Below are 16,978 nucleotides of genomic sequence, written 5' to 3'. Positions count from 1 at the left end.
GTAAAGATTTAAATTTCGTCTGGATGTTCATCCAGCACTAAGTGGGCGATGCCATCTTCGGTGGCTACGCCCACTTTCGCTCCAATGGGCAAGGTCACTTTCATCGGAGTGTGCCCATAAGGAAGGCCCGGAATAATGGGAATCTTAACTGTTTGCTTAATAAAGTCGATGGCAGCATTTAGATCGTACCCACGATCATGCGCAGCTAGTTTGTATTCAGTGAAACCACCCAACATCAACGCCTTTTGCTTGCCTAAAATGCCTGCTTGGGCAAGTTGATTGAGCATGCGCTCAATGCGATACGGATGCTCACCTACATCTTCGACAAACAAAATGCCGCCTTTGATTTTTGGCATAAAAGGTGTCCCGATTAAGGCGGTGATCATTGCCAGGTTTCCACCCCACAGCACGCCACGACAATCAACCGAATCTGCTTTGGGTGATTCGAAACTCAGTATTTCGAGCTCGCCACGCATGACTTCACCAAAAATCTCAGTGGTCAGTATTTCTGTTTTAGCTGCACCAAAGTCGTAACAAGCCGTGGGACCCGCATAGCTCACTAAGCCCGTTTTGGCTAAAAAGGCCAAATTAAAGGCCGTAAAGTCACTTTGGCCGACGAATCTTTTGCCAGAGTTTCCTAAAGCATTCCAATCCAAGTGAGGTAACAGTCGAGTCAGACCATAGCCACCACGTGAAGCCATGACAATTGGAAGTTTCTGCTTGATCGCACGCGTAAACGCAGCGAGTCTTTGTGTATCGGTTCCCGCGAAACGCTGTGAACACGCTAGCACGCTGCGGTCCAGTGCCACTTTAAATCCCATCTTCTCAAGACGTTGAACGCCTCTCGTGAGCACTTTTGCTTCAGCAATTGCACTTGAGGGACTCATAATGTAGATACCCTTATGGCCTGCATTGGATGTCGGCTTAACAGGGGATTGATTGATAGCAGTACTACGACTCATTGTTGCTTTCCTTGTTGCGGCGAAGTCGAAAGAAACTCCGAAGCGTCTCGCCGCACAATTGCTCAAGCACACCTCCCGTCACTTCTGTGTGATGGTTCAGGCGCGACTCTTGCGGTAAATTAATCACACTGCCACATGCGCCTGTTTTAGGGTCTGCGGCTCCAAATACTACGCGCGCCAAACGTGCGTGCATGATAGCCCCCATGCACATGGCACAGGGTTCAAGCGTCACATACAGCGTGGCGCCAGGGATTCGGTAATTGCTTAAATGTTTGGCGGCAGCCCGGAGGGCCACAACTTCGGCGTGTCCAGTTGGGTCATGATCCTGAATGGTTCGGTTAAAACCAGTTCCGATGATTGTTCCAGCGCGATCAACTATCACGGCACCTACAGGTACCTCACCCAAGTATTGCGCTTGAAGGGCTTGCTCTAAAGCAAGCTGCATACGCGACTCATCCACGGTAAACACGAGATTTCAGTGCAATCCTGCCAGCCAAGCTTGTCAGCGCTTCTTCGAGCCATTGGTAGAGTTCTGCATCATCATCATAGCGAGCCTGATTCAAATTGGAGACGCGTCCATCCTCGATAAATCCCCAAGCACGACTGCGTTTATCGCGATGTTTTGGATCCCAGACGCCGAACGCAAAACCACCTGAACTTCGGATCAAGGAAAAACAAGGAATATCAGTGTAGCCATCGCCGACAAACACCATTTGATCAAAGGGTACCCGCAACCGGTCTTCGGGGATCTTACGATTGACCTCAAATGGCTTACCTAGGTAAGCAGGTCCAACAATCCCTTTTTGGATATGAAACAGATAGCGCGTTTTATCCGTGAAACTCACGACTCGACGTGGAAAGGAAATCCCACCGTCTTTGTCATAGATAAACTCTGAGGCCCAGATCGCCGTAAATTCGTGGGCGATACGAGTGTGACGCACAACGTCACCGATTCCACTAGAAATCAAATAAAACTCAAGTTGAACCTGAGGGTGCACTTGTCTGACTTGCTCACGCAGGCGTCGAAAAAGTGATTCCACACCAGTGTGTAAAGGCAAGGCTTGGCCCCAGGCCTTCAGACGTTCTTGCGTAATATTGCCGTGATTTCCTTCTTGGGATAAGGCAATCATTTCATGCAAATATGCGGGCACAGGATCCCAATCTTTTGCAAGAAGTGGATCGACACGCCCAGACCAAAACTGTTGGGTATCCACACCGATACTCTCCAGAAAGCCGGAGGTGCTATCTGGAGCAAGCGTGTCGTCAAAGTCGAAAATAAGCGCGATTACATCTGACATCGTTGTCTTTCCAGCGGTTCGATACAGTGCAATTGTAGCGATCTTGCTCCTTTCTAGCTGCCTAAAGCAAGATCAGAGGTGTTTGGACAGATCCAGCGCACGACATCACGCGTCGCATCAATACAGCCACCCTCCTGATAAACCCCCCTGATATCTCGATAACGCATCATTCTTTCCACGATGCGGTTTGTTTCGGCTGATGATTTTTTAGTTTCGTTAACCTTTTCCCGGACAATATCCTCGTTCATTTTGAGCTCACCGGCAGCGTCGTAAAAGACGCCATCACGCCAGTGGTAAATCTCCAGACATTTATCTGTCAATTTGAAGGGATTGGCACGCTCCCATAGATTGCAAAACTCACCACCACCGTGATAAACCACCCACGATCCCTCAAAACCCTCTACATCTGCAGAGTGGCTATCAGGATTGCGAAACCACAGACGACAACCAGGGACATAAAACTGCATCGGCAGCGGATGTTCTAACGTACCGACTTCATAAATGAACGCATCGTTAAAGTCATCTGCAAGTAGCGCCCGGGTCTGCCACTGTTTCTGCAGGGCCGTATACAGCGCAGGATTATTCAACTTGAGCTCTTGCGCAATCGAAAGCAACATAATGTATTCGGCTGCTCGTCCACATGAAAACGTATAGAGCTGTTGTCCGGACACCTCAGGCTGAGTCGTTTTAATTAAGGCCTCAACCATATCTACGCCAGGTTTTAATAAAAAACCTTTTCCTTCAACATACGTCCAGCATTCTTTTGGACGCTCATATCCGTCAGGGTTAAAAGCCAGTTCTGTTCGCCGCGCCGCATCCACTGCAAAATGACGGACACGAACTGCGGCCTTAAGCTCAGCAATCGAGGGAAAACAATACGCGATAGGTGAACATGCCAGACAAAGCAGAATTTCAAGATCTAAATGCTCAGGTTGATGGAGGGTATCCAATCCGAGTTGTGCACACAAGTTCAGCGTGTTGTAGTCAGGTGTTAGGGCATGTAATGCCGGCGAAGCCGTCACGTGCACAACAGTCTGTCCTTGGTACGAAACAAGTGCAATATTGAGGTAAGCTTGTGCTCCAAGAGCTTGCCTCCAGCTGGTGATTTCAGAGGCCGCGAGTTTTGCGAGCTGTTCTTGTTCGAACAACACACAAATGCCCTCAAGTGCCTCTATCTTATGTTTTGAATAATCAGCCATTGAGATAAAGAGTTCCTAAGTTAAACCTTTATTCGACATAAACATGCCTGAACAAGCACTTTATGTCATAGACCTACTCTATGTCGACCCCAGAAATCCGTCCAGAACAATCTATTGAGTTGCTAAAAGCTCTACATATCCTGACGCGCGATGGAAAACTCAATCAAGACAGCAGGCGCAAACTTAAACAGGTTTACCACTTATTTCAATTTATTGAACCCCTACTAAAACAAGTTCAACTCAAGCGAAATGATTTTTGCGTAGTGGATCACGGTGCGGGTAAATCCTACCTAGGATTTATACTTGTTGACCTCTATTTGCGACACCACGCGCCTCTCGCCTCCATGATTGGGATCGAAACACGATCAGAGCTTGTCGAACAAACCAAAAAGCTGGCTCAAGATCTTGGTTTTGAGCAGATGCGCTTTTTAAATGAATCAGTCGCACAATCCATCGTGTCACCGTCTTTGCCTGCAGAAGTCGATCTTGTGACAGCACTGCACGCATGCAATACCGCCACCGACGATGCCATACGATTTGGTCTTGCCAAACGAGCAGAGTTTATGGTGCTAGTGCCTTGTTGTCAGGCTGAAGTGGCAGGTGTCTTGCGCAAGCACAAAGCACAGCAGCTTAAAGACCCGCTAGCTGAAATTTGGCGGCACCCTCTGCATACACGTGAATTTGGTAGTCAAGTCACCAATACGCTGCGTTGCTTACAGCTCGAAGCGCATGGGTATCAAGTGACCGTCACTGAACTCGTTGGCTGGGAGCACTCTATGAAAAATGAGCTATTAATTGCGCAACGTAAAGGTCCGCCAAAGCCCCACACCATCGCACGCCTTGAGGCATTGCTCGCACGTTTAGGCCTTGAAGAACTCAAACAACGTTTTTTTGTTCCCGATCAATTGAGTCAATCCGGTGAGCAACCATGACACCCAAACCTCTTCGTTTGTTGATTGCCGGTTGCGGTGACCTCGGTAGTCGCGTGGCAAATAAGCTGTTACTCGAACCCGGCAATTGTGTCTGGGGGCTTCGGCGTACTCGTGATGAACGTTGCGAAAGTGCGCCAGGCTTTGAATGGCTCGTAGCCGATTTGTCCAAACCAGAGACGCTCGCTATGCTCCCGGCAGATATTACGCACGTACTATTTTGCGCCGCGCCAAATAGTCGAACCGAGTCGGCGTATCGGGATGTTTATTTTAATGGTCTGAAAAATGTTGCTGAACGCGCACTGAATCCCAATTTAAATCGCATCCTGTTTGTATCTTCGAGTGCTGTTTACGGAGCGCATGGTGATGAATGGGTCGACGAAGAAACGCCCGTGAGTCCACAAAACTTTAACGGTCGAATTCTGCTGGAAAGTGAACAATGGCTGAGTCGTTTTTGCCAAGAACACGCCATCAAAAGTCTAAGCTTGAGGTTGTCTGGAATCTATGGTCCGGGACGGGTGCAATTGTTGGAAAAACTTAAACTAGGTCTAGTGGGTGCACCCTCCTTACCCATACATTGGGCAAATCGCATTCACGTGGAAGACGCAGCAAATGCCATCTTGCATCTCATGAATTTACCAGACCCAATGCCTACTTATCTCGTGACAGATAGTACGCCGCTTCCACTACATACTCTGTATGAAAGCTTGGCGCGACTTGTGAATGGACCGACTCCGACTGAAGCCGCGGCCCCTAGTTTTGTCGGTAGTAAACGACTGAGTAACGCTAGGCTTCGCGCATCAGGCTTTGATTTCCTGTGGCCAAATAGCGTTGCTGGCTACGCCTCACTCATTCAGTCAGGATAACGAATTTCCAGGATATCGAGCTCTTCGATACCACCAGGTGTTCTGAGTGTCACGGTGTCACCGAGCTTGGCTTTGGTGAGTGCACGCGCCACAGGAGAAATCCAGCTGATTCGTCCCTGCAAAGGTTCCGCCTCATCCACGCCAACAATCGTGACACGATGCTCTTCTCCATCTTGATTGGCGTACAAGACGGTCGCACCAAAAAAAACTTGTTCACGATTTGTCTGAAGTGCAGGATCAACGACTTCAGCGAGCTCTAGACGCTTGGTCAAAAAACGCATACGTCTGTCAATTTCGCGTAAACGTTTTTTTCCGTACAAGTAGTCGCCATTCTCAGAGCGATCACCGTTAGAGGCTGCCCACGAAACGACCTGCACCATGGCAGGTCGTTCTTCGTTCATCAGATGCGCAAGCTCATCTCGCAAGCCAGCATATCCTCCAGGAGTCAGATAATTTTTTGTTCCCGCAGGTAAGGCCTGAGCCTCTGGCAGCTCTTCATCCTCAACACCATCTTGCTCTTTGACGAAAGCTTTATTCATTGTTAATTACACCAAATCCTGCCACACGGGCTTAAGATCTACGGGGAGTGGTGGCAGGCTGCCGAGATCAATACGGCTTTCCTCCGGGCTATGGAAATCAGACCCACATGAGGCCTGAAAGCCATAGTGTCTGGCCACTTGGGCATACTCTTTAAATTGAGGGACGCTATGACTTCCCGTCACGACTTCGATCGCGCAACCACCGAGGTCCTTAAACGTATCGAAGAGCGCTCCAAACTGTAATGGCGTGTATTTGTAACGGCCTGGGTGGGCAATGACAGATACGCCACCTGCCCCTCGGATCCAGTTGACAGCAGACTCAAGTGTGGCCCATTGCATAGGTTCATGTGCAGGCCCATCATCCTTGAGTAAACGGTCAAAAACGGCTTGAACATTTGGAAAATAACCCGCTTGAACTAAAAACCGTGCGAAGTGGGTGCGGCTGATGAGTTCGGGATTGCCTGCAAAAGGCAAGGCGCCCTCAAAGGCTCCTGGCATGCCAAGCTCCGCGAGACGGTTTCCAATACGTTGTGCGCGTTGCGCACGCCCTGCTCGTGTCTGACGCAGACCTTCAACAAGGGTGGCATCCGTTGGATTGAAACCAAGACCAACAATGTGAACAGTCTGATTCGCCCAAGTCACCGAAATTTCAACGCCGGTCAGGTAATGAAGACCAATTTCGCGGGCGGTTTCGGATGCAATCGCCTGTCCGGAGAGTTCGTCATGATCCGTCAAAGACCAGAGCGTCACTCCCGAATCTTTGGCACGTCTTGCCAAATCATCTGGAGTAAACACACCATCAGAAACGGTTGAATGACAGTGTAAATCAGCACAAAAAGTATCCGCAAAAGTATTCATCGCATCAATGCCTAAAAGCTTGTGAGTCTTGCGCTGTCTGACTCAATAAAAATTCTGTCACCACGTCAATTTGAGCCGTCTCCATCAAAGTGGGAGCGTGTCCAACACCAGCGATTTCAGTCAAACGCGCTTGGGGCTGATATTGCAGCATTTTCTGACAGGTTTGTTCTGACAATAAATCAGATTGCTGTCCACGAATAATTTGTATGGGTGCAGTAAGAGATGAAAATGCCCCCCAAAGAAATGCCTCACCCTGAGCAGCGAGCTCAGGTGTGAGTTGCTTGAAAGGCACGGCTAAAGAGAGGTCATAATGCTTAATCCACTGACCCGCTCTCTCAACGTAAACATAACGCGTCAGGTCGGCCCACTGTTCAGGCGTGTGCGGGCCAAAACTTTCACAAGTCATACGCACATATTGAACTGCTTGATCAAAACTTGGAAAACTGACATTTTCGCCCACATACAAGCCAATGCGTGCCAAAGAAGCTGGCTCAAGATGAGGCCCCACATCATTTAAAACAATTGAGTCCAGGCGCAGTTGCGTAGAAGGTACGGGGGTGTGACTCTGCGCAGGTGTCAAAGTCGCATTCGAATGACGCGCTTGTGCCAAAGCACCTGCATACACTAAACCAATAAGACCCCCCATTGATGTTCCGACCCAATGCAAGCGCTCAGGCTGCAGTCGGGCGATCAAAGTGACCATATCTGAAACATACTGGGGCAACCCGTAGAGTGCGGGATTGGACAACCAGTCCGAAAGACCACGTCCGGCCACATCAGGACAAATCACTCGATATCGGTTGGACAATACTTTAGCCAGGGCATCAAAATCTCTACCTGTCCGCGTGAGGCCGTGAACGCAGAGGACAACTTCATGGTTGTCTGAATCTCCCCATTCGTAATAAGCCATGCGATGCAGTCCTGCGGGACTGGAGCAGGTCACGGCTTGCAAACGTGGCAACAGCATGGTGAGTTCCCCCGGGTCTTGTTCGGCGAATGCTCGAACGGATACCTTATTGTAGTACTGACCCGGGAGTAATCGCTGCACTGCAGCAATAGCTTATTTCTTAAGCATTCCTGCGTTGCGAGCGTCTTCCATCACCAAGGGTTCCTTTTCCTTCATGAAAGCAGGGATCTTTTCGAGCGGGATGTCGACCAGAACAAAACCGCCCTCTTCCAAGCGTGTTTTTGTAGCGGGATCCGCATTAAGCTTTGCCATGTAATCAGACATTTTCTTTTGTGTCTCGATCGGTGTGCTCTTTGGCATGGCAATACCTCTATAGGCGCCATCCACCCAATTGAGCCCAAGCTCTTTAAAGGTTGGTACATCGGGAAGAGCAGGATGACGTTTTTCAGTGGCCACAGCTAAGGTACGCACGCGATTTTTCTGTTGAATCGCCAAGGGTAAATAGCCCATTGCACCGTCAACATGCATACCAATCAGTGAGGCAATTAAGTCTCCTGTCCCTTTGAACGGCACATAGTTGACTTTGACCTCTGCCAATTTGTTCAGACGCTCAGTGGCCATATGATTGGCAGAGTACTGCGCAGATCCTGCAAGCGACATCTTGCCAGGATTTTTCTTGGCAGCGGCAATGAACTCTTGGTAAGTCTTATAAGGACTGTCGGCCGACACCATCAGAGCATCAGGCGTAAAGTGATAGTAATAGACAGAGTTAATATCGTTGGTTTTGTACTGAGTGCCTTCTTGTAAAGGTTGCAACATGATGTGCGGAATATTGACGCCAATGATGTTGGTGCCGTCATTGGGATAGTTGTTTAACTGGCTCCATACAAGGGCTCCGCCCGCGCCTGCGCGGTTTATGACAACCATAGGTTGCTTGAATTGCTTAGCTGAAATGTCAGCCTGCAAACGCGCTACAACATCAGACTCGCCGCCGGGCGGAAATGGAATAATGTATTGGACAGGTTTTTCACTAATCACTTGTGCAGCGACCTGAGTCGCACCCATCAAGGCGAGCGACATGACACCTGCGATTTTGGCTATTTTTACAAATTGCATCTCTCAATCTCCTCAGTCTTTTATTTTTTGGCATCCTAACTCCTTCACGCTGCAGTCAGGATGAGTATGGATTACTTTACTCTGAGTTACTGTCAAAAAACTGGCGAGATAAAAAAAAATTTACCATTTTGACCAGCACTCAGTTTCTGTCATGCCAATACCTCTTGCGCTCTTGTGCTTGAGAAAAAATAGTCAACCCTGTATTGCTTGATTCAGCAGTCACCGCACCATCGCGATCTGTTCTCCAAAAAATGGTCTGTAATGCTTTCCACCTCTGTTCGACCTGAGGCGCAGGATGCGAAAAGCGATTGAGATACCCAACCTGGGCGATCGCATGACGAGCGCCTAACTGAGAAATGAAGCTTTCTGAGGAAGATGTGGCTGAGCCATGATGCGCCACTAAGGCAACATCAGCCCGCACATGACCTAACAGCTCTTTCTCTTGCCTGTTACCAATATCACCAGGCAACAGAGCTGAATGATGTTTACCCTGTATGTGAAGCACACAACTATGTGCATTTGTTTTGACTTTTTTCTTGCTCATATGCTTGACCATTGAAGCTCCCTCATCCTTGGTATTTGTCACAGGATGCAAGAAAGTAAAGGTCACGCCATCCCAGATCCAACTTACCCCTGCTTGACACATCAACACCTCATCAGGTCGCACAATCGGTGCGGGAAGTTTCAGGACGCTTTGGGTATGATTTAAAAGGTGTTCCAAATTGAAACTTGCATACGCTAAAGAGACGGGCATTTCGCGTAATAAACCGGGTAAACCACCTGCATGATCAATGTCTGGATGTGAAATGATCAAAGCATTGATATGTCGCACACCCAGTGCACGTAGTGCGGGTGACACGACGCGTTGACCTGCATCACTGACACCTAGTCGCGGACCGACATCAAACACCAAAGAGTGACGCTGGGTACGCACAATGATTGCACCACCTTGGCCAACATCAAGGGCCGTTAGTTGCCAGGCACCCGCTGATAATGTTTGAGGCTGCCATGTCAAAGCTGGCAATAGCAAGGTCCATCCCACCCACCGCTCAGGAATACCAGGAGGCTGTAAGGCCCAGACAATTCCAATTAAGGAAAGTAATAAACACCAAACAGGCATTGCTGCAACGGACATTGAAGAACCTGGAACAAAGGCAAGCCAGGTCACGGGCACCATTGTCCAGTCTAGTGCCCAGTGTGCAAACCAAGCAATCCAACCGGCTAAGACCTCTACGCCTGGAATGAGTGCTGTGAGTGCCATCAACAGGGCAAGTGGGGTCACAATGAAAGTAATCACTGGAATCGCAACCGCATTGGCAATCGGAGAAGTCACAGAAACTTGTTGAAATAAATATGCGAGTGCGGGAAGCATCGCTAAAGTAATCAGCCACTGTAGTCGCGCAGACTCTTTAAAGATTATCCACCAACGCACTCTAAATGTCAGAGTCCCCTCTGCGTTCAATTGAGCTTGCGATCCAACATAAAATAAAACTGCCACCGCACCAAACGATAACCAGAAGCCTGTTGCAAGGGGTGACCATGGATCAATGATCGTCACAACCGCCGCCGCTAGACAAAGCACACTGCTAGCTGAAATAGGTAAACGCACTAACATTGCAAGGCCTGACACCAGAAGCATAAAAAACGTACGCCTAGCAGGTACTCCCCAGCCCGCCAACAGACAGTAAAGCCAAGCCACGCTTAACGCGGCGATACCCGCAACGATCTTTGCAGGAATGTGCTCCGCTAAAGCCCGACCACGCCAACGTAAACGTTTCCACAACCAAAGCATGGAGATGCCTCCAAATGCCGCCAGCATCGTGACGTGCGAGCCACTAATGGAAACCAAATGCGTAATGCCAGTCTTGTTAAATATTTCCCAGTGTTCCGCTAGAACGCTGTCTTGATCCCCGATCGCCAGTGCAATCAGGACGGCTCCAAAAGTCATGTCGGCAACATGTTTGCGCATCGCTTGACGTAAGTATTGACGTGCCCGAGAGACCATCACTTGAAGCGAAGCCATTCGAATTTCAGTGACGAGAACGGGATTTCCACGCACACGTCCGATGGCACGAATATTGCGACTCAATAAATGCGCCTCATAATCAAAGCCGTGTGGATTTAAGGCTCCCCTAGGCTGTCGAAAAATAAGTGCAGCGCGCCAAATCTGACCAGGTAATATGACTAGTGAAGCATGTTCAGCATCGGGTTTTCGCCAGACAACTTGAATATGGCGAGGGATTCCCTTTAAACGCTCTCCAGTCTGACTGTGGGGTAAAACCTCAGCCTCAAATCTAAAACTATCACCTTGATCTTGAACCATGCCAGTGATTTCAAATTGGATGCGAGAGACGACATTTTCATGCTCTGGGGACAGCTGATCCGACATCCGCAATTGCGCTCTCCAAGTCGACCAGGCAAGTGAGGCTGTCAATACCAAAGCCAAAATCATGGCACGATTCAAATATTGAACACTCTGTTTTGCAAAAGAGTATTTCTCAATAACAGTAAAACCAGAGCAACTGTATAGAAAAATCCATGCAGAACAAACGATCAAACACAGGCCAAGCACATCCAGCCATTGCGGCAAGTGCGCTAAAGTTTGAACATAAACACAAGCTGCAACGATGGAAAGTGCAATTAACCTACCCATTTACACCTCGACGAAACACGCCATAGTGCTTCGTCTTGAACAACTTGTCACGGGTGTGTGAACGGTATTGACCTGTCGTAATACTACGTGCGCAGAGGGAGGTCGAGGTGGCACTCAAGCCCTGTTTTAAAACCATTTTTCAAGGTCAAAGTGCCGCCATGCTGTTCGGCAATACTGCGCGCAATCGTTAAGCCTAAGCCCGTTCCACCGTGATCTCGATTACGTGAGGACTCTAAACGATAAAAAGGATCGAACAACCGTTCTAGCTCATGCTCAGGAACGCCGGTACCTTGGTCAGAAATGACAATATGGAGTGAAGCAGGCAATTGCATGACCTGCACCTGAGCCGAGCTTCCGTACTTAATGGCATTTTCTAATAAATTAGACAGACATCTTTTCATTGCTTGAGGCCGGCACGGATACGGAGCCGAAGCATGACCAATCATTTCAATCGAATGACCAGATTCGCGTGCATCATCTTGTAAGCTTTCAATGAGTGCGTTGATATCAAGCGGTTGAATGACTTCTGTCGTTTCAATCCCCCGCATAAAATCTAACGTGCCAGTGACCATTTTTTCAAGTTCGCTCAAATCACGAATGAACTTCTCTCTAATCGGTTCATCATCCAGTAATTCTGCCCTAAGACGCATTCGTGTAATGGGTGTTTTCAGGTCATGAGACATTGCCGCAAGAATACGGGTACGGTCGTGCAGGTATCGCGATAAGCGCATCTGCATACCATTGAGAGCCCTAGCTGCCTGAGCAACTTCTAGAGGACCTGTTTCAGGTAGAGGCGGCCGATTGATATTTTTACCTAGTTCAGTCGCTGCAATGGAAAAGTTTTTAAGGGGTCTGGTGACCCAACGTACTCCAAATACCGCAAGCAGCACAACAGTCACAATCAATACCAGCACACTCAACATTGCTCTGTAAGGCCATGTCCAAGCCTCCGGTTGTAGCTGTGAATCAAAGATTGCCCAACTCCCGTCTTGCAGGCGAACTTGTACAAAGACGGATGCATGTAAACGACCTCGATGACGCCCGACTGCATCGCCTTGTTGAGGATCTAAAACGGCCAATCGAATTTCTCGGTCGCGCCCTAAAATTCTTTGTAGAATCGATGAAAACATCACAGCCTGAGGTGAGTCGTTTTTGTCTCTAGGCGGACGAAGACTTTTTAGACTAGTGGCTTCGGGTGAAAGGACAACACGCATGACTGGGGAACTCAAGAGCTTGACGAGTCGCTCTCGCTCAGAAACGTTTGCGGTATCCAACAAGATGACTGTATCTGCAATCCGACGCACAGACTGAACGCCACTTGTTCTAGACAAAAACTCTCCCCGATCTTGGAGAACGATCGTCAAACTTATGCCCTGAGCAACGATCAACACAACTAAAAAGATCATCACTAAACGACTAAATAGGGAGTGTGGAAATAATTTCATGCGGTGTCCGACACAACTTCAGAGGCCAAGACATAGCCCTCTCCGCGGGATGTCTTGATAATCGTGGGATCTTTTGGGTTGTCATTCAGGCGACGCCTAAGACGACTCACTTGTAAATCAATGCTGCGATCGAAGGGACCCGCATCGCGAGACTGTGTCATATCAATTAGCTGATCGCGTGTCAGCACCCGATTGGGGTGATCAAGAAATATCCGTAATAATTTGAAATCTGTACCGCTCAAAGCAATCGTCACGCCTTCGGGCGAGATCAAATTGCGGGTGACGACATCCAGTGTCCAACCCGTAAAGTGCATCGTCTTAATGTGATCTGGTTTGAGATTTGAGGGTAAAGCCCGCGTTCGCCTGAGGATACTTTTAATACGCGCTACGAGTTCTCTGGGACTAAAGGGCTTGGAAAGATAGTCATCCGCACCCATCTCTAAGCCAACGATACGATCTACCTCTTCACCGCGCGCGGTCAACATGATGATGGGCACATCTGAATGCGCCCTGACCTCGCGACATAACGTCAGCCCATCTTCGCCAGGCAACATCAAGTCCAGCACGATCAGTGTAGGTTCTTGGCGCGCAAGCACAGCACGCATCGTGCGACCGTCTGCGGCAACGGTGGTCCGATATCCCTGCTTTTGTAAATACTCGCTCAACAAGTCTCTAATGTCGCGATCGTCGTCAACGATGAGAATATGATCCATAGCGCTCATCATGCCCACATCCTCCCCTGGTGAAAAGAAGTATTCACTCCTAAATTGTATTGCAATGTATCAAACTTGAGCTTTGGCGCTTAAAGCTACAAATTCACTGTCAATCGACATAAAAAAAGGCGTTTGAACTGATTCAATACGACTCATCCGCTCCACTTGCAATGTGATGGCGGCAACTTCACCTTAATAGGGAATTGATCATGAAAAGCACACGCAACCTCGCAATGACGCTCTTGGCAACTTTGGGCATATCACTGGCTTTCGCCAATGCCCAAGCTCAGGCGACTGCACCACAATCAACGGATACAACTTCTTCGCTGTCGACCGCTACGCCTTCAGCGGACTCCAAGACAAGTCCAAGCAGCAACATGGGTCCCGGCATGCAACATGGCCAGGGTCACGGTATGGGGCAAGGGTCGGGTCAAGGTAAGCAACACGGAAAAAATGGTCAGGGCTCTGAAATGAGCAAGCTGATGACACCCGAAGAACGTACAGCGATGCGCGCAAAAATGAAAGCCGCACAGAATCCAGAAGAGCGAAAAGCTATTCGCATGAGTATGCGGACTGAAATGGAAAAGCGAGCCAAAGAAAAAGGGATCGCCTTACCTGAACGTAAAGGTGGCTGCCAACGTCAACAGGGTGCACAAGCCAGTTAAACAATGGACAGAGGTCTCTGCTTCAACCATTGATTGAGGTGCTTCACTTCACTGCGAGTCCTGCCAATCCTGGCAGAACTCGCAGTGCTGTTTTCGCCGTTTCAAAGAGTGTTTCAGCCTCTGTCATACCTCTGAGTGTCGCAAGCGTTCGAGCGATTTCTGCTACTTGGCAAGGCTCATTGCGCCGATTGTCATGACACCATGCGGGGGCTATATCAGGTGCATCGGTTTCAAGCACCAGAGCACTGAGCGGCAGCTCAACAGCCAAACGTCGTATTTGCAGAGCACGACTGTAAGTCATTGCACCACCGATTCCCAGTGCAAAGCCTCTTTCTACAAACTGGTTGGCCTGTTGCATGCTCCCATTAAAGGCATGTGCAATACCTCCTCGAACCTGACTCCGTCGTAAATATTTGAGCACCATATCCTGCGATCGTCTGATATGCAACAACACGGGCAAATCAAACTCACAAGCAAGAGCGAGTTGTGACTCATAAAAAAATTCTTGTTTCTGGCGCGGTGCACCTTGGGAAATTTCAGGAACAAAATAATCTAGACCAATTTCACCGATCGCAACTAATTTTGGATCACCGCGATGACGGTTGAGCAGTGTATGCAAAAGGTGTAAATCTTGCTCTGAAGCATGTTGTACGCACATCGGATGAATCCCTAATGCATAAAACCCCTGATCAAAAGAGTGGGCTAACACACGTACGCGCTCGAAATTTCCAGCGTTCACAGCTGGAATCACAATGGCCTGAATATGTTCTTGTTGCGCACGCGCAATCACTGCATCGCGATCTAAGTCGAACTCTGTGGCATCAAGATGACAATGTGTATCAAGGCGCATTGACCAGTCGCCCAGCATCCATGTAGAGGCGTCGATCCGCCAGCGCAGCAAGCTCTGGGTCATGCGTCACGATCAAAAATGCAGTCCGAGATTCCGCATTAACTTGCTTGAGCAACTTGAACATTTGTTGCGCCGTATGACGATCGAGATTGCCTGTGGGTTCATCGGCCAAAACACAAGCTGGGCGTGTCACGAGGGCCCGAGCGAGCGCAACCCGTTGGCGTTCCCCGCCAGAAAGCTGACCAGGGTAATGCGTTGTACGCGCAGAAAGACCGACAAGCTCTAATACTTTGAGTGCCTCCGCACGTGCACTTTCACGGCTGTCACGACGCACAATCAAAGGCATCGCCACATTATCAAGCGCAGTAAACTCAGGCAACAAATGGTGAAACTGGTAGACGAAACCCAATTCAAGATTACGAAGTCGGCTGCGGGCTGACTCAGACAAACCCTCGGAGGGCTGTCCTGCCACGCGAATGGTTCCAGAAGTCGGTAAATCCAACAGGCCTAATGCATGTAATAACGTGCTTTTGCCAGAGCCCGACGCACCAATAATCGCCACTAATTCGCCACGTTTTATATCAAGACTCACTTCACGCAGTACATCGATACGCACATTGCCATCGTCGTAATATTTGCAAAGATTTTTGGCTTGCAGGGCAAAATCGAGCGCTTGATCAGTCATGGCGGAGTACCTCTGCAGGCTGCAGACGAGACGCGCGCCAGCTGGGATAAAGCGTGGCCAGCAGCGACATCACAAGCGAGGTCACACCGATGGTCGTAATGTCAGCCATGCGCGGATCGGAAGGCAACGCACTGATAAAGTAAATTTCTCTGGGTAAAAACTGTGCACCAATCAGCCTTTCGATTGCGGGCACCAGCACATCCACATTAAAGGCAATTGCGGTACCACCCACAACCCCTAGCAACGTGCCTACCACACCAATCAAAGCACCCTGAACAAGGAAAATGCGCGCGATCTCGCCAGGGGTTGCTCCAAAACTACGGAGAATTGCGATGTCAGATTGCTTGTCTTTGACCGCCATCACCAAAGAAGACAACAGATTGAACGCTGCGACAGCAACAATCAAAGCCAAAATTAAAAACATCATGCGCTTTTCGGTCTGAACGGCAGCAAACCATGTTCGGTTGTTGCGTGACCAATCCCCGATTGAGACGTTGTTTGGCAGCAAAGGGATCAATGATCGGGCGATCTCAGGTGCTTGATGCATATCATCAACCCTCAGCCTGACCCCCGCCAACCCGCTATCCCGAAACATTTTGGCCGCATCGGAGGCATCCACAAATGCCAAGGAGGAGTCGTACTCGTAATGACCAGAGCGGAAAGTACCCACCAAGGTGAACTGGCGCATTCGAGGAGTAAAACCAGCCGGGCTAATATTAGCGGCAGGCGCTAGCATCATGACGGTTTGACCGATTCTGACCTGGAGCAAATCAGCTAATTCTTGACCAAGCACAATACCAAAGGCACCTGGTTTGAGATCGGTGAGTTTGCCCCGCACCATTTGGCGACCTGCTTCAGAGACTTCTTTTTCTGAAACAGGATCAATACCGCGCACTTGAACACCACGCAAATCTTGGCCACGCATGAGCATTGCCTGCGCAGCGACAAAGGGAGCTGCACCCGTTACTTGAGGGGATTGTCGTGCTTGCTTGGCAAGCTCGGTCCATTGTTCAAGAATCTGAGAGGGATCCCCACCGGGAACAAAAATCTCAATATGGGGCAAAACAGAAAGCATACGATCACGCACATCTTTCTGAAAACCGTTCATGACTGACAGCACAACAATTAAGGCTGCGACACCTAACGCGATCCCAGCCATCGAAGTCGCTGCCACGAACGACACAAAGCCGTCGCGACGACCCCCGCGGGGCCCAGAGCGACTCAGGCCCGCATAGCGAGCACCAATCCAAAGTTCATAAGGTAATTTAAACACCCTGCCATTATCGCACCAAA

The 16,978-nt window shown here is 49.2% G+C and carries 17 protein-coding genes; 3 read left to right on the top strand and 14 right to left on the bottom strand.

Annotated features, from left to right (window positions below):
• Positions 1-8: 8 nt before the first annotated feature.
• From WBJ47_RS11950 to WBJ47_RS11935, 4 genes are read right to left on the bottom strand one after another with little or no spacing between them, the layout of a single operon-like run.
• Positions 9-962, bottom strand: coding sequence for an LD-carboxypeptidase (locus WBJ47_RS11950; protein WP_422242711.1), 954 nt, complete (start codon positions 960-962; stop codon positions 9-11).
• A complete protein-coding gene (gene tadA / locus WBJ47_RS11945; protein WP_422242710.1) occupies positions 952-1,407 on the bottom strand; it encodes a tRNA adenosine(34) deaminase TadA in 456 nt (151 codons plus the stop codon). Before tadA ends, WBJ47_RS11950 begins: the two co-directional genes overlap by 11 nt.
• A gap of 7 nt (positions 1,408-1,414) precedes the next feature.
• Positions 1,415-2,260, bottom strand: a complete 846-nt coding sequence (locus WBJ47_RS11940) for a haloacid dehalogenase-like hydrolase (RefSeq protein WP_422242709.1) — start codon at positions 2,258-2,260, stop codon at positions 1,415-1,417.
• A gap of 53 nt (positions 2,261-2,313) precedes the next feature.
• Positions 2,314-3,459, bottom strand: a complete 1,146-nt coding sequence (locus WBJ47_RS11935) for a hypothetical protein (protein ID WP_422242708.1) — start codon at positions 3,457-3,459, stop codon at positions 2,314-2,316.
• An 80-nt stretch (positions 3,460-3,539) separates the two neighbouring features.
• On the opposite strand from WBJ47_RS11935, the gene WBJ47_RS11930 reads away from it, so the two are divergent.
• Together WBJ47_RS11930 and WBJ47_RS11925 are read left to right on the top strand one after the other, a co-directional pair.
• Complete coding sequence (locus tag WBJ47_RS11930; protein WP_422242707.1) at positions 3,540-4,391, top strand: class I SAM-dependent methyltransferase; 852 nt, start codon at positions 3,540-3,542, stop codon at positions 4,389-4,391.
• Positions 4,388-5,254 carry an SDR family oxidoreductase gene (locus WBJ47_RS11925; protein WP_422242706.1) on the top strand — a complete coding sequence of 289 codons (867 nt, stop codon included), beginning with the start codon at positions 4,388-4,390 and terminating at the stop codon, positions 5,252-5,254. The genes WBJ47_RS11930 and WBJ47_RS11925 overlap by 4 nt, the downstream gene beginning before the upstream one ends.
• Here the strand turns inward: WBJ47_RS11925 and greB are convergent.
• The 7 genes from greB to WBJ47_RS11890 all read right to left on the bottom strand — a co-directional run bounded on the left by greB (position 5,242) and on the right by WBJ47_RS11890 (position 13,494).
• A complete protein-coding gene (gene greB, locus WBJ47_RS11920) occupies positions 5,242-5,793 on the bottom strand; it encodes a transcription elongation factor GreB (protein ID WP_422242705.1) in 552 nt (183 codons plus the stop codon). The genes WBJ47_RS11925 and greB overlap by 13 nt on opposite strands.
• Positions 5,794-5,799: 6 nt before the next feature.
• Positions 5,800-6,651, bottom strand: a complete 852-nt coding sequence (locus tag WBJ47_RS11915; RefSeq protein WP_422242704.1) for a PHP domain-containing protein — start codon at positions 6,649-6,651, stop codon at positions 5,800-5,802.
• Positions 6,652-6,655: 4 nt separating this feature from the next.
• A complete protein-coding gene (locus WBJ47_RS11910; protein WP_422242722.1) occupies positions 6,656-7,618 on the bottom strand; it encodes an alpha/beta fold hydrolase in 963 nt (320 codons plus the stop codon).
• A gap of 93 nt (positions 7,619-7,711) precedes the next feature.
• Positions 7,712-8,674: a tripartite tricarboxylate transporter substrate binding protein gene (locus tag WBJ47_RS11905; protein ID WP_422242703.1), complete on the bottom strand. Its 963-nt coding sequence runs from the start codon at positions 8,672-8,674 to the stop codon at positions 7,712-7,714.
• A 139-nt stretch (positions 8,675-8,813) separates the two neighbouring features.
• Positions 8,814-11,327 (bottom strand): DNA internalization-related competence protein ComEC/Rec2, encoded by a 2,514-nt coding sequence (locus WBJ47_RS11900; protein WP_422242702.1) that lies wholly within the window; start codon positions 11,325-11,327, stop codon positions 8,814-8,816.
• 83 nt (positions 11,328-11,410) lie between these two features.
• The gene (locus WBJ47_RS11895; protein WP_422242701.1) at positions 11,411-12,772 is read right to left on the bottom strand and encodes a sensor histidine kinase; all 1,362 of its coding nucleotides are present in this window, start codon (positions 12,770-12,772) and stop codon (positions 11,411-11,413) included.
• Complete coding sequence (locus WBJ47_RS11890; protein ID WP_422242721.1) at positions 12,769-13,494, bottom strand: response regulator; 726 nt, start codon at positions 13,492-13,494, stop codon at positions 12,769-12,771. Before WBJ47_RS11890 ends, WBJ47_RS11895 begins: the two co-directional genes overlap by 4 nt.
• A gap of 200 nt (positions 13,495-13,694) precedes the next feature.
• Between WBJ47_RS11890 and WBJ47_RS11885 the strand changes: the two genes are divergently transcribed.
• Entirely contained in the window at positions 13,695-14,150 is a 456-nt protein-coding gene (locus tag WBJ47_RS11885) for a hypothetical protein (protein ID WP_422242700.1), read from the top strand.
• 43 nt (positions 14,151-14,193) lie between these two features.
• Here the strand turns inward: WBJ47_RS11885 and WBJ47_RS11880 are convergent, their stop codons facing one another.
• From WBJ47_RS11880 to WBJ47_RS11870, 3 genes are read right to left on the bottom strand one after another with little or no spacing between them, the layout of a single operon-like run.
• Positions 14,194-15,000 carry a TatD family hydrolase gene (locus WBJ47_RS11880; protein WP_422242720.1) on the bottom strand — a complete coding sequence of 269 codons (807 nt, stop codon included), beginning with the start codon at positions 14,998-15,000 and terminating at the stop codon, positions 14,194-14,196.
• The gene (lolD, locus tag WBJ47_RS11875; RefSeq protein WP_422242699.1) at positions 14,990-15,685 is read right to left on the bottom strand and encodes a lipoprotein-releasing ABC transporter ATP-binding protein LolD; all 696 of its coding nucleotides are present in this window, start codon (positions 15,683-15,685) and stop codon (positions 14,990-14,992) included. Before lolD ends, WBJ47_RS11880 begins: the two co-directional genes overlap by 11 nt.
• Positions 15,678-16,958 (bottom strand): lipoprotein-releasing ABC transporter permease subunit, encoded by a 1,281-nt coding sequence (locus tag WBJ47_RS11870; protein ID WP_422242719.1) that lies wholly within the window; start codon positions 16,956-16,958, stop codon positions 15,678-15,680. The genes lolD and WBJ47_RS11870 overlap by 8 nt, the downstream gene beginning before the upstream one ends.
• Between the last annotated feature and the right edge of the window lie 20 nt (positions 16,959-16,978).

Origin of the sequence: Zwartia sp. (assembly GCF_049655405.1) — a bacterium.
Lineage (GTDB): Bacteria > Pseudomonadota > Gammaproteobacteria > Burkholderiales > Burkholderiaceae_B > Zwartia.
This window is presented reverse-complemented; position numbering and strand designations above follow the sequence as displayed.